General features: G+C 54.5%; 11 protein-coding genes. 9 read left to right on the top strand and 2 right to left on the bottom strand.

From position 1 onward, the window contains the following. Positions 1–411: 411 nt before the first annotated feature. The 5 genes from EGT74_RS11595 (at position 412) to EGT74_RS11615 (ending at position 6,236) form a co-directional block, all read left to right on the top strand. On the top strand, positions 412–666 hold the full coding sequence (locus EGT74_RS11595) for a Sec-independent protein translocase subunit TatA/TatB (RefSeq protein WP_317126710.1): 255 nt from the start codon (positions 412–414) through the stop codon (positions 664–666). Between the two features lie 86 nt (positions 667–752). After that, positions 753–2,189, top strand: a complete 1,437-nt coding sequence (gene gatA, locus EGT74_RS11600; RefSeq protein WP_123846659.1) for an Asp-tRNA(Asn)/Glu-tRNA(Gln) amidotransferase subunit GatA — start codon at positions 753–755, stop codon at positions 2,187–2,189. A 32-nt stretch (positions 2,190–2,221) separates the two neighbouring features. Further along, a complete protein-coding gene (locus EGT74_RS11605; protein WP_123846660.1) occupies positions 2,222–3,451 on the top strand; it encodes a lytic transglycosylase domain-containing protein in 1,230 nt (409 codons plus the stop codon). Positions 3,452–3,540: 89 nt separating this feature from the next. After that, positions 3,541–4,374 (top strand): AraC family transcriptional regulator, encoded by an 834-nt coding sequence (locus EGT74_RS11610; RefSeq protein ID WP_123846661.1) that lies wholly within the window; start codon positions 3,541–3,543, stop codon positions 4,372–4,374. 101 nt (positions 4,375–4,475) lie between these two features. Beyond that, positions 4,476–6,236, top strand: coding sequence for a carboxypeptidase-like regulatory domain-containing protein (locus EGT74_RS11615; protein ID WP_123846662.1), 1,761 nt, complete (start codon positions 4,476–4,478; stop codon positions 6,234–6,236). A 56-nt stretch (positions 6,237–6,292) separates the two neighbouring features. Here the strand turns inward: EGT74_RS11615 and EGT74_RS11620 are convergent, their stop codons facing one another. Both EGT74_RS11620 and EGT74_RS11625 read right to left on the bottom strand, forming a co-directional pair. Then, positions 6,293–7,708: a cation:proton antiporter domain-containing protein gene (locus tag EGT74_RS11620; protein WP_123846663.1), complete on the bottom strand. Its 1,416-nt coding sequence runs from the start codon at positions 7,706–7,708 to the stop codon at positions 6,293–6,295. Between the two features lie 53 nt (positions 7,709–7,761). After that, positions 7,762–8,157 (bottom strand): DoxX family protein, encoded by a 396-nt coding sequence (locus EGT74_RS11625; RefSeq protein WP_123846664.1) that lies wholly within the window; start codon positions 8,155–8,157, stop codon positions 7,762–7,764. 159 nt (positions 8,158–8,316) lie between these two features. Here EGT74_RS11625 and EGT74_RS11630 point away from each other — a divergent pair, with 159 nt between their 5' ends. The 4 genes from EGT74_RS11630 (at position 8,317) to EGT74_RS11645 (ending at position 13,066) form a co-directional block, all read left to right on the top strand. Then, positions 8,317–8,703 carry an RNA-binding S4 domain-containing protein gene (locus tag EGT74_RS11630; RefSeq protein WP_123846665.1) on the top strand — a complete coding sequence of 129 codons (387 nt, stop codon included), beginning with the start codon at positions 8,317–8,319 and terminating at the stop codon, positions 8,701–8,703. 38 nt (positions 8,704–8,741) lie between these two features. Next, positions 8,742–9,968 carry a diaminopimelate decarboxylase gene (gene lysA / locus EGT74_RS11635; protein WP_123846666.1) on the top strand — a complete coding sequence of 409 codons (1,227 nt, stop codon included), beginning with the start codon at positions 8,742–8,744 and terminating at the stop codon, positions 9,966–9,968. A gap of 4 nt (positions 9,969–9,972) precedes the next feature. Beyond that, positions 9,973–10,617: a DUF3267 domain-containing protein gene (locus EGT74_RS11640; RefSeq protein ID WP_123846667.1), complete on the top strand. Its 645-nt coding sequence runs from the start codon at positions 9,973–9,975 to the stop codon at positions 10,615–10,617. Between the two features lie 88 nt (positions 10,618–10,705). Then, entirely contained in the window at positions 10,706–13,066 is a 2,361-nt protein-coding gene (locus EGT74_RS11645; RefSeq protein ID WP_123846668.1) for a GAF domain-containing protein, read from the top strand. The last annotated feature ends 133 nt before the right edge of the window (positions 13,067–13,199 follow it).

A 13,199-nucleotide genomic window follows, 5' to 3' on the forward strand; every position in this document is an offset into this window, starting at 1 on the left:
TGTTGTTTTCGTTCCTTGATCTGCCTGGAATAGGAAGAGGGTGCTCTCTTGATCATTGTTTCGTCGAATCCGGGCCTGTCTACCGGGATCCATTAAACAGCCGCAACTCCCTGAACCGATGTTTTTTTCACTCCCTGAAGAAGCCCTGTGCTGCTGCATCTACGGAGGTTCACCCCTGGTGAACACAGGGAAGGCACGGAGAACACTGGGAGATAGGTGGACTTGATGTGGAGATGATGTGGATTTGAGCTGGAAATGAGGTGGTTTTGAAGGGGTTTTGCAGCCAAAGATTTTTGAAGGAAAAGCGAAAAAACAACCATTTTACGGCTGTTCACGGCCGCATTAGACGATTCTTAAAAGTTCATTAAAGTCCCTTAAATCCATTGAAAAACCCCAAATTAAAACCTATCTTTGTTAGCTGAACATTTTAAAAACACAGAAATGACTGCAGTTTTCGTTAAATCACCGCTTTTACTCTTCCAAGAACTTGGCATGACTGAATTAATCCTTATCGCTTTAGTAGTATTGCTGCTGTTTGGTGGCAAAAAGATTCCCGAACTTATGCGTGGCCTTGGTAAAGGTATCCGCGAGTTTAAAGATGCCAAAGACAACGTGCGCCGTGAAATGGAAGAGGGCATGAAAGAAACCGAAGTAAAAAAGAGCTAATCACTTACTCACGCTACCGGGGGTAGAAGAGTGCGGTTTTAGTATTTGTAGAAATCTCCCATTGTAAGATTTAAACTGGTTTGGGTTTGACTGAATTCAGCAGTATATCGTCTTTTCATGAGGCGTTGTATGCCGGAAAAACGACCTGCGAGGCCATGGTACGCCTGTACCTGGAGCGGATTGAGCAGTCCCGGCACCTCAACGCATATCTGGAAGTATTTACGGACAGTGCATTGGATCAGGCGCGTGCGCTCGACGGGCGCATCAGCCGCGGGGAGCGGCCCGGTACACTGGCCGGGGTAGTGATCGGCATCAAGGATGTGATCTGCTACAAAGGGCATGAAGTGACCGCCGCCTCGAAGATCCTGGAGGGGTTTGTGTCCCTGTATTCTGCTACAGCCGTTGAACGGCTGCTCGCTGAAGGCGCCATCATCATCGGGCGCCTTAATTGTGATGAGTTTGCCATGGGCTCCACTAACGAGAACTCGGCATACGGCAAGGTGCTCAATGCGCTGGACAATACCCGTGTTCCCGGCGGTTCTTCCGGCGGTTCGGCGGTAGCCGTGCAGGCCGGTTTATGCCAGGTGAGCCTGGGCAGCGATACCGGCGGTTCCGTAAGGCAACCGGCGGATTTTTGCGGTATTGTAGGGCTGAAACCCTCCTACGGGAGGATTTCCCGCCACGGCCTCATTGCCTATGCCTCATCTTTCGACCAGATAGGCATTTTTGGCTCGAATATTGCAGATGTGGCCTTGGTTCTACAAGCCATCGCCGGGCCGGATATGTACGACAGTACAGCCTCCCAGCGAGAAGTCCCTGATTATCAGGCAAATCTCCGGCACAATAAAAAGCGGAAATTTGCGTATTTAAAAGACGCCCTGCACCACGAAGGATTAGACCCCGAAATGAGGGAGGGATACGAAAGTTTCTTTGAACAACTGAAATCAGATGGCCATACCGTGGAAGGGGTCAATTTCGATTACCTCGACTACGTAGTAGCGGCCTATTATGTGCTGACGACGGCCGAAGCTTCCAGCAACCTGAGCCGCTTCGACGGGGTGAAATACGGGTACCGTACCCCCCAGAAAGGCATCGAACTGACCGATTTTTATAAAAAGAGCCGGTCGGAAGGTTTTGGAAAAGAGGTGAAACGCCGCATCTTGTTGGGCACTTTTGTGCTGAGCGCCGGGTATTACGACGCTTATTTCACAAAGGCCCAGCAGGTTAGAAGGCTGGTAGTGGAAAAAATGCAGTCCATCCTGTCGCGTTACGACGCGGTGCTGCTGCCTACCGTACCGGCCACAGCGTTTAAAATTGGTGAAAAAACAGACGATCCGATTGCGATGTACCTGGCCGATATCTACACGGTGTTGGCCAACCTGACCGGAGTTCCGGCAATTTCCGTACCTTTGCACCGGCATTCAAACGGGATGCCGTATGGCCTGCAGATCATCACCAGGGAGTTTGACGAAGAGAACTTGTTACAAATAGCTCATAATATGTTACATGAGGAGCATGTGTGAGTAACTTTCACTCAAAGTATAAACAACAGTGTATGACGAAAGTCTTTTTATTACTCTTATCGGCCGTGGGATTGACCACTGTTGCGACGGCTGCCGGTAAGGGCCCTAAGGAGATCGCGGTTCCGGGTCTGGAACTGCACGCCGACACCTCCGTCACGCTAAAGAAATCTGCTAATCTGCCTAAAGACACGGCAGTGCACGGCTCTCCTGCTTCACAGGCTGTGAAACAGGCGGCGCAAACGATGCCTGCCATCGTACGCACTCCTAAAGTGTACGAAGAGCAAATGAGCAATCACTACATCAAAGGATATGTGAACGACTACGCTACCCGCTACAGCCAACACCTGAGCACCATGGTAGAACGTTCGGCGCCCTATTTCACCATGATCGAAAAGGTGTTTTCCGACCACGGCATTCCCGAGGAAATGAAATACCTGGCCGTTATTGAATCCGGCATGTCTTACAACGCCCGCTCCCGCGTAGGCGCCGTAGGCATGTGGCAGTTCATGAGCAGCACCGCCCGCATCTTCGGGCTCAACGTGGGCAAAAGGGTAGACGAACGGAAGGACTTCTACAAATCCACCGTAGCCGCCGCCAAATACCTGAATGAGCTGTACGAACAGTTCGACAACTGGTTACTGGTGGTAGCGGCATATAATTGCGGAGCCGGCGGCGTGCAGCGCGCACAGCGCATCAGCGGCCGCAGCGACTTCTGGGGTATCCAGTATTTCCTGCCCGCAGAGTCCCGCAATCACGTGTATAAATTCATCGCCACCGGTTATATCCTCGACCGTTTCAACACCTTCTTCGGTGTGGGCAGCAGCTATACAGCCGCTCCCGGTGCGAGACTGAACGCAGCGCCTGAATTCAGAAAAGCCGCGCCGCTGACCGACGACGACATGTTCAACACCGTGGAGTTCAGCATTACCGGTAAATACCGCATCGAAGCCATCGCGAAAAAACTGAGCATGGAAAAGGATGAGCTGGAACGCCTCAATCCTGATTTTTCCCAGGCCCTCGCAGGTGAAACCAACAGTTACGACCTGCGTATCCCGAAAGAAAAAATGAAAACGTTCCTGGCCGAAAAAGACGAGATCCTGAAGGAATCCCTCCAGTTGACCCTCGACGATAAAGCGGCTACGGTTGACCGGTCACGCTTCCCCGCACCGGTAAAACGCCCGGAAGTGAACGCCAACCCGAAAAAACCGGTGATCGCCAAAAAGGCCCCCGCCAAAAAGAAGAAAACAGTCAGAAGAAAATAACATCAAGAAACATATTCAATGGCAGGTGTGCAGCGTAACAGTCGCACACCTGCTTTTTTTATACCCGTACCCCAAAATACCCTGCTACCATGATCTGTACCGCCAGGCATTTTCAGCCTTCGCCGTTACTCCGCCAGCACATCAGCCGCCTGGCGCTCTACACGTTCCCACAAGCCGTGCGCCAGCCTTTCCTGCCTGTAGGCCAGCAATCACTGGTGTTTGCACTGGGGCCTGCCTTTCGCCTGATCGGGCATGCACAGGAAGAACAAACCGCAGCCCGCGCTACCGTCGTAGGCCAGATCACCAGCCTGCGGCATTCCTTTTTCGAGGCCGGCAGCCAATACCTTCTTGTCAAGTTCACACCCTGCGGTTTTCATGACCTGTTTGCCTGCTCCATGCAGAAGCTCACCAATGAAGGGACCGACCTTTGCGACATCGCCGGCGCCCCCGCACGGGAGCTGCTCAATCGCTTGCAGGACCTTGCGGCCATGGCGGCGCTTCCTCACGAAGGCGCCACCGGTGAAGACCAACGCCTCTGCGCCGCGGTTTTCCTCGTGGAGCAGTTCCTGTTGAGGCGCCTCGCCGGTTCTACTGGGGAGGTGCTCCGTACGCAACAGATGGCGGGGTATATGGCGGCGATGAAAGGAGATTTCCGGATGGAGGCGTTTTGCCGGGAAGTGAACATCACCCGCAAATCGCTGGAGCGGCATTTCCTCGAAAGGATCGGCATCACGCCGAAAGTTTACGCCCGCATACTGCGGATGACGCATGTGATGGATATGGTGCGCAGCAACCATGTGGTACGCCCCCGGGAACTGATCTATACCTGCGGTTATTACGACTATGCCCATCTGCGCCACGAAACGCTGGAGCTCACCGGCATGACGCCGCGGGTGTTGAGAGAGGTGTTCGTACGTTTGTGAGGATGTGCAGACTGCAGCAGCGCCAGCATTTTGTCTCTTTTTTACAGCTTTATTGACGCCGGGTTACGGAAATTTGCCGGTCAAACTTAACGACCGGAACCATGAAATCAATGTTTCAACCCCACCGGCGCATTAGCCGGATCCCTTTTTCCCTGGCCATTTTAATGATGCTTGCCGCCCTGGTCGGCGGATGCCGTAACAAAGACGTGCAGGGCCCGGCCGGAACCGTATCTACCGGCATTACCGGTACGGTAAAAACGATCGACGGGCTGCCCATCCCGGGTGCTGCCGTCACAATCGGTGAACAGACCGTACAATCCGCCGCCAACGGTACTTTTACGATCCCGCAGGTAAAGTTGCCGAAAGACCGGTATATCATCTCCTGTACGAAGACAGGCTATTTTTCGCAACAGCGCGGAGAAACGCCCCCGGCCACCGGCGCGGCACATGTGCAGTTCACATTGCAGGTCAAGACCATTACGCATACCCTTCAGGCAGATAATGGTGGGCTTGCAGGGCTACCGGACGGTTCCGGTGTGGAACTTCCGGCCGGGGGAGTGGTCAGGGCCGACGGCAGCGGCTATAGCGGCCCCGTGCAGATGAGCCTGGTGCATCTCGACCCTACCGATCCCAATTTCGCGCAGACCATTCCCGGTGGCGATCTGCAGGCTCTCCGCACCGACAATTCACCCGTCATATTGTATTCCTACGGCATGCTGCAGGTGGAGATGGAAAGCCCCGGCGGAGAAAAGCTCCAGCTGAAGCAGGGCAAAACATCCACCCTCACTATGGTGATCCCTGATGAACAGCTCGCCACCGCGCCGGCTACCATCCCGCTCTGGCATTTTGATGAAGCGGCCGGTATCTGGAAAGAAGAAGGCAGCGCCACCAAAACGGGTAACCGCTACGTGGGTACGGTCAAACACTTTTCCACCTGGAATTGCGACGATCCCAAACAGCGGGCGACCATTAAAGGATGCGTCATTCCCACGCCCGGTTGCGGCGGAAGCGGCGGTGCGGGCGTGCCCGGCGTGATGGTATCGGTAGGGCAGACCGTTGTGAATACAGATGAAAAAGGTAATTATGTCGCCAATGTGCCCGCCGGGATCCCGTTTGAAGTAAGCGTGGAGCCGCGCCTTAACGGCGGCAAGGGCGGTGTGTCGCAATCATTTCCCGGGCTGGCGCCGCTGGCCGTCGTAACACAGGATTTGTCGCTGCCCTGCGCGCCTGCCGTAACCGGCCGTGTGACCACTTGTGCGGGCGCACCGATGGGGGCTTTTGTAAGCATGTACCTAGATGGTGAGAATATCGGCAGCGCATTTACTGACGAGAACGCCAGCTTCCGGCTATTTGCCCCGAAGGGGAAAACCGTACTGGTACGGGCTTTCGATATGACGGGCAACATGGCGGAGACAACCGTGAAACTGCCGGACAACGATGCCGGTAAAGAAATCGGCCCGATAAGGCTCTGCGCCGCCACAACGCACCAGGAAACCAGTTTTGTGATCGACGGGGACGGCTACAGTAACCGGCAGTGGGCCATGGCCGGCGGTGCGCCCACTGTATCTACCGGCATACTTGATGCCAACAGTGATGAAACCATCTGCGTGGTGGTGCATAACGATAACGTACTTAGCCTGACTTTCGAAGGAACTGCCGCCGGCAGCTATAAAATGTGCGTGGCCACGCTCAAGCTGAATAACATCATGTATACTTCGGAAACGGTGAATATCAACGTAACCCGCTATGGTAAAGTAGGAGAGCCGATCGAAGGTACCTTTTCGGGGCAGTTCACGCGTGTGGGCGGCGGCAACGTGCAGATCAAAAACGGGAAATTCGGGGTGATGCGAATCCAGGGCTGACGGAACATTCATTAAAGGAAAAAGGCTCCGGAAGCGGATTCCGGAGCCTCTATATTTTAAAGCGCTTTATGAGACAGCGCTTTTTGTTTTTTCAAGCCGTACCAGTGATTGATGGCATCGAGCAGCGGGCCCGTCATGAAGGTGGTGGCCAGCGCCATCAGCACCATCATGGCGAATACCTGCGGGGTAAGGATGCCCAGTTCGTAACCGATATTGAGTACCACCAGTTCCATCAGGCCGCGGGTATTCATCAGCGCGCCGATGGAGAGGGCTTCCTGCCAGGGTTGGCCCACCAGCCTCGCCGTAAGGGCCGAACCGCCGAATTTGCCGCCTACGGCCACGAGCATGATGGCCGCAAACATCGTCCAGAGGTGGGCGTCGTTCAGCAGCCCGATTTGCGTACGCAGGCCCGTAAAGGCAAAAAAGATGGGCAGCAGTATCACCACGCTTACGTCTTCCAGTTTGTCCGTCAGCACTTTTTTGATATTGGCTTCAGCCGGCATGATCACACCGGCGAGGAATGCGCCGAACAGCAGGTGGATGCCGATCACTTCCGCCAGGTACCCTGCGATGAGCAATACGAAAAAGCCCAGGGCCACTTTGGTTTTGGTGCCGGACAGCCGCGTCATCCGCCGTTGCAGCCACGGCCGTACCACCAGCAGCATGCCCAGCACAAACACCAGTGCGAGCAGGATGGTGACCAGGGCCGTGAGCAGTCCGCCGGCTTTGACGATCGCTACCACGATGGCCAATATGCACCAGGCGGTGATATCGTCTGCCGCCGCACAGGTAATGGCCATGGTGCCCAGGGGAGTGCCCGTCAGGCCCCGTTCCTGCACGATCCTGGCCAGTACCGGGAAGGCCGTGATGCTCATGGCGATGCCCATGAACAGCGCGAACGACAGGAAGTTGACAGAAGCAGGGGCGTATTGGGTGTACGTAAAATAAGCGAGGCAAACGCCGAGGAAAAAGGGAATGATGATGCTGGCGTGGCTGATCATCACCGCATCGTGCGCCTTCTGGCGTATTTTGCTGATTTCCAGCTCCATGCCCACGATGAACATAAAAAACGCCAGCCCTATCTGGCTGAGGAATTGCAGGCTGCTCATGGAGCGGGCCGGAAACAGCCCTTCCATGCCCGCGGGCCAGAAAAGGCCCAGCAAGGAAGGCCCCAATGCGATACCGGCAATGATTTCGCCCACCACCGCGGGTTGTTTTATTTTCCGTGCGGCGAAGCCGAAAAGGCGCGACACACAAAGGATAACGATGATCTGCAGCAGCAACAGGCTGAGCGGATGCTGCGCATGTGACAGCAATTCCGGCAACAGGCCGGCCGGGGCGGCAGTGGCTGCCGGCGCGGCGGCCGTAACGTTCCGCGCAGGCTGCAATTGTTGCCCCTGTGCGATGATGAGCCATATCAGGGCGGCAAAAACGCCGATGATCAGCGGGTAAAGGAGGTAACTCTTTTTCATGTCAGCATTGGTACTGACCGAAATATACGAACTACCTGCCAGAGTTTCGAGCCTTAGTAGCTGAAAGACGCTGAGGGGCCGGCTTTCTGCCGCAGACGTTTGTGGTGATAATAATAAGAGCCGCCTACCAGGGCGATGAACAAAATGATCGGGGCCCAGGTGGAGGCGGGGTCGCCGAAAGCGATGTGCGAATACATGGCGCCTACCAGGTCGAAGATGAGACCGGCATACGCCCATTCCTTCAGGCGGGGGTAACCCGGCACCAGGATGGCGATGATGCCCAGTATTTTGGCGATGCCCAGGAAAGGTACCAACGAAGCCGGGTAACCCAGGCGGGTCACGTAAGCCACGGCTTCTGGCCATGAAAGGGCGTCGAAAATAGCGCCGACTCCCATGCCTGCGGCCATCAGGCCGGTCAGTATCCAATAAATAATGTTCGTTTTTTTCATAGCGGGTGTGTTGAAAGGTGTATTGCAAAAGTAGCCGAAACCTTTTTCCCGCACCGGCCGTGAACGAGACATTCTATGTGGTGAAATGCGACAAATGCTGATGAAATGCGTTCGTCAGACAATGGGCGGAAAAGTGCAAACTTGCCGTATTTTTGCGCCATGAGCGCAGAAAAACTCCGCCTGGACAAGTATCTCTGGGCGATCCGGATATTCAAGACCCGGACGCAGGCCGCTGCCGCCTGTGAATCCGGGAAGGTGAAAATGAATGGTTCCGCCGTGAAGGCGGCCCGTGCCGTCAATATCGGTGACCAGTACGAAGTGAAAACCGAAGCGAAACGCTGGAAAATAGAGGTGACGGGCCTGCTGGCCAACCGGATGCAGTATTCGGAGGCTATCAAGTTTTATATCGATATCACGCCGGAAGAGGACAAGCAGTACAACCAGCGCGTGGCCAGCAGCTTCCATACCGGCAAGCGCCCCAGCAAAATAGGCCGCCCCACCAAAAAGGAACGCCGCGATCTCGACGATTTTATGCAGGAAGATTAAATTCTTATTATTTTCGCACATTCAATTGATTCAATACAATGGCTAAACAAAGCGATGTTCTCAGCGCCGATTTCCTGGTGAAAGTGGCAGAAGAGTTTGGTACCCCGGTTTATGTGTACCATGCCGAAAAGATCAAAACCCAGTACGAGAAGTTAAAGAATGCCTTCAGCAAGGCGGACGCACGCTTTTTTTACGCCTGTAAAGCGCTCACGAACATCAACGTGCTGCGTTATATCAATTCCATCGGATGCGGGCTCGATACAGTGTCTATCCAGGAGGTGCAACTGGGCCTCAAGGCCGGCTTCGATCCGAAGAACATCATTTTCACTCCCAACTGCGTAGACCTCAGCGAGATCATCGCGGCCAAAGACCTGGGCGTGAACATCAATATCGACAACATTTCCATCCTGGAACAGTTCGGCAACAGGTTCGGGGGCAGCTATCCCATCTGCATCCGCCTGAACCCGCACATCATGGCCGGGGGGAACTTCAAAATATCCACCGGGCACGTAGACAGCAAGTTCGGTATTTCAATCCACCAGATCCGCCACATCGAGCGCATCATCAAATCCACCAAACTTAAGGTGACGGGCCTGCACATGCACACCGGTTCCGAGATCAAGGATGTGGACGTTTTCCTGCGCGGCGTGGAGATCATGTTCGAGCTCACCGAGCATTTTCCCGACCTTGAGTTCATCGACCTCGGCAGCGGCTTCAAAGTGGCCTACCAGCAGGGCGATCCTGAAACGGACATCGACCTGCTCGGTAAAAAACTCACCGATGCGTTCAACGGTTTTGCGAAATCTTACAAACGCCCGCTGCAGCTTTGGTTTGAGCCGGGCAAGTTCCTGGTGAGCCAGTGCGGTTATTTTGTGGTGAAAGCCAACGTGATCAAACAAACCACCGCTACCGTATTCGTAGGGGTGAATTCAGGTTTTAACCACCTGATCCGCCCGATGTTTTACGATTCATTCCATCTCATCAAAAATATCTCCAATCCCAAGGGCATTGACCGCATCTACACGGTAGTGGGGAATATCTGCGAAACCGACACTTTCGGCTGGGACCGCAAGATCAACGAAGTGCGGGAAGGCGACTACCTGGTGTTTTACAACGCCGGCGCCTATGGCTTTGAAATGTCGAGCAACTTCAACTCCCGCCTGAAGCCGGCAGAAGTGCTGGTGAAAAACGGGAAGCCCCACCTGATCCGCAAACGCGATACACTCGAGGATTTGCTGAAAAACCAGGTGGAAATCCCGATGTAGGCGTATGGAGGCGCTGATGCAATCGTTGCAGGAAAAGGGGTACGAGCCGCTGGCCCGGTATGGGTTCCGTGAGCTGGTCATCCCCCTGCGGGAAGGGCTGCAGACCAAAACTATTTACATTCGTTTATTCTGGTTCTTTTTTCTGCTGGGCTGCGTTGCCGCCGGCGTTTTCGCCGGGTGGGGCATCGGTTCCGGGGCATTGAAGTTCGGCGCTTTCTGCGGCTGGCTGCTGCTGGGGATTCCCGCCACCTTCCTGCTGGTACCGCTGCACGAAATGGTGCACGGCCTCATGTTCCGCTGGTACGGCGCCCGCGATGTGCGCTACGGCGTGATCTGGCGCTACCTGATGTTTTATGCCGTGGCACACGCCTACGTAGTGCATTACCGGCAGTTCCGATACATCGCCATGGCCCCGTTCGCGGTTATTTCACTGCTGTGCGCGGCTGTTTTTCCCTTTGTGGCGACCGGCTGGCAGGCCCTGCTGCTGGGGCTCTACTGCTTCCATACCCTGTGCTGCGCCGGTGATTTTGGGCTCTGCGCCTACTTTTACAAATACCGGGAACGGAAGCCCGTCAGTTTCGACGATGCGGACAACGGCATTTCCTATTTTTATGCCCTTCCTGAACCGTCGCATATGGAAAACGCGTAACTTTGCACTGTTGCATTATTCCCCCAAAGCACACAACCTGTTATCCTGCACTGTCGCTGTTCGCGTATGATACTTTTATGACATTTTTATGAAGATATTAACTGCACACCCGCGTATGTTCAAGGAGGATGAGCTGATCGACAGCCATATCTCGTTCGTGCCCTTTATCCGTTTCATGAAGGAAAAAGCAGCGCATGCCGAAGGCGCCCGCGCAGCCTACTTCCAGGAAATCGTGCGCCACTTCGAGAGCAATCCGGCCTTGCAGCAGCCGCTCCGGGAAGACATCGACATCGCCAACTATCAGGAATACCTCGACCTGCTGACCGCGACGGTTTTTCCCATCACCATGGACGAAAGCCGCGATATATTCGGCATCGGCGTACCGTACCGCTTCGCCATATTTTACTATTCGGAACGTTTCCGCCAGATTTTCTCGGAAGACGGCGGGGAGCTGAAAGCCGTACCCAAAGGCATTTCGGAAGAAAAGGTGAAGAACGACAAACTCACCTGGATGTACAAACTCATCCTGGAACGGATGTACAACCTGCCAGTGCACTACGATGCGGAAATCATCCATAACATCATCAACCCGGAAACGGGCCTGCATAAATACATCAAGCTCAACATCGACCCGCGGTTCGTGGATGTGAAGGTGAAAGGCGAACTGCCGCCGCTCAACTGCGACAATATCTGCGTGGGCGATTTCAAACTGCAGAGTCTCGCCGACCTGCGGAAACTGCTGCCGCTGGAAAACTTCGCCCTCGAGGGTTTTGTGATCTGGACGATTCAGGACGTGACGAAGGAACATGTAGTGGCCGGGATGAAAAACCTCGTGCTCAACATCCGGAAAGACAATGAGCTGAAAACATACGCCCACGCGCGGGAATACCTGAAAACGCTGGCCGGCCGCGCAGACATGAGCGTGCATCTGACGCCGTTCCTGAAGGTGAACAACCGCAATGTGATGGAGAATGTATATGTGTCTCAAAGCATCATCTTCTCCAGCGCACGTAACGAAGCGGAACGCATCGCCATCAACGAACAGCTGCTGGAGTACCTGTCCACCCACCGACAGCCCCTGGTGATACAGGACGTGAACCGCCAGACGGTGGCGCTGTACCCCTTCCTGAAATACCTGCCGCTGCAGGGCGTCAAAAGTTTTATCCTGTTGCCCGTGGTGCATGGCAATAACCTGCTGGGCATACTGGAACTGGCCACCAACGGCGGCGAGCCGCTCGACTGGGACATCCTCGGCCGCCTGCAGCCCAGCTATGCGGTGGGTACCATGCTGCTGGGCCGCAGTATGGAACTGGCCAACGAACGCATCAACGAAGTGATCAAGGAACAGTTTACTGCCCTGCAACCCGCCGTGGAATGGAAATTCACGGAAGCTGCCTGGGAATACCTGCATGCGCCGAAAGAAAATAAAAAGGCGATCGCGCACATCCAGTTCGAAGACGTATACCCGCTGTACGGCGCGGTCGACATCCGGAACTCTTCCGTGGAAAGAGGCTCCGCCATCCGCGACGACCTCCGGGAGCAACTGCTGCTCATCCAGGAAACCTTCAGTCATATCAACGGCGACCTGCATCTTCCGCTGCTCGAAGAACTGCAGTATAAAAACAACCGCATGCTCAACAACATGCGTGAAACGCTCTTTGCAGAAGACGAAGTACGGATCAACGAGTTCCTCGACTATGAAATCGCACCTACTTTCAGGCACCTCTATGAAAGCGAAGAACGCCTGAAGCCGGCGCTGAACGACTATTTCGAAAAAATCGACAAAACGAGCGGCCATATCTATCATCACCGCCGCGAGTATGAAGAGAGCCTGCAGGACATCAACAGCGCCATCAACCGTTACCTAGACAAGGAAAAGGACGAGCTGCAACGGTCGTTCCCCTGTTATTTCGAGAAATACAGGACGGACGGGGTGGAGTATAACATTTACATCGGTCAGTCCATCGCCCCGGACAAAAAATTCGATATGATCTACCTGCGCAACGTGCGCCTGTGGCAATTGTCGTCTATGGCGCAGATTGCCCGCATCACGCACGCGCTGGAACCCAAGCTGCGCATACCGTTGCAAACCACGCAGCTGGTGCTGGCCCACAGCAACCCCATCGCCATCAGTTTCCGGAAAGACGAAAGGCGTTTTGATGTGGAAGGGGCATACAACATCCGTTACGAAATCATGAAAAAACGTATCGACAAAGTGCGTGTGCGCGGTACGAATGAAAGGCTCACGCAGCCCGGTAAAATCGCCATCGTGTACGCTTATGTGCGCGAAGCGGATGAGTACAAAAAATATATCGAGTTCCTGCAGAACAAAAACATGCTCATGCCCGAACTCGAAATGCTCGACCTGGAAGATGTGCAGGGCATCAGCGGCCTCCGCGCCATGCGGGTGACCGTGAACATGGAAGGCCTGGTGAAAACGGAAGCGTAATTCAGCGGAACGGCTTTGAATGGGTTTGGAGAAGTGATGGGATTGCGGGTGGCTGAAAATAAAAAGAACCCGCCGGTTTGGGAAGACGGAGCCGGAGAGGAACGGCCAACCATACAGCACAAGTAGGATAGAA

The organism is Chitinophaga lutea, assembly GCF_003813775.1.
GTDB classification, from domain to species: domain Bacteria; phylum Bacteroidota; class Bacteroidia; order Chitinophagales; family Chitinophagaceae; genus Chitinophaga; species Chitinophaga lutea.

Bases quoted from the DNA above. Each gene is read 5' to 3' on its own strand.
- EGT74_RS11605 (WP_123846660.1), top strand. From the start codon at position 2,222: ATGACGAAAGTCTTTTTATTACTCTTATCGGCCGTGGGATTGACCACT.
- EGT74_RS11610 (WP_123846661.1), top strand. From the start codon at position 3,541: ATGATCTGTACCGCCAGGCATTTTCAGCCTTCGCCGTTACTCCGCCAG.
- EGT74_RS11615 (WP_123846662.1), top strand. From the start codon at position 4,476: ATGAAATCAATGTTTCAACCCCACCGGCGCATTAGCCGGATCCCTTTT.
- EGT74_RS11620 (WP_123846663.1), bottom strand. From the start codon at position 7,708: ATGAAAAAGAGTTACCTCCTTTACCCGCTGATCATCGGCGTTTTTGCC.
- EGT74_RS11625 (WP_123846664.1), bottom strand. From the start codon at position 8,157: ATGAAAAAAACGAACATTATTTATTGGATACTGACCGGCCTGATGGCC.
- EGT74_RS11630 (WP_123846665.1), top strand. From the start codon at position 8,317: ATGAGCGCAGAAAAACTCCGCCTGGACAAGTATCTCTGGGCGATCCGG.
- lysA (WP_123846666.1), top strand. From the start codon at position 8,742: ATGGCTAAACAAAGCGATGTTCTCAGCGCCGATTTCCTGGTGAAAGTG.
- EGT74_RS11640 (WP_123846667.1), top strand. From the start codon at position 9,973: ATGGAGGCGCTGATGCAATCGTTGCAGGAAAAGGGGTACGAGCCGCTG.
- EGT74_RS11645 (WP_123846668.1), top strand. From the start codon at position 10,706: ATGAAGATATTAACTGCACACCCGCGTATGTTCAAGGAGGATGAGCTG.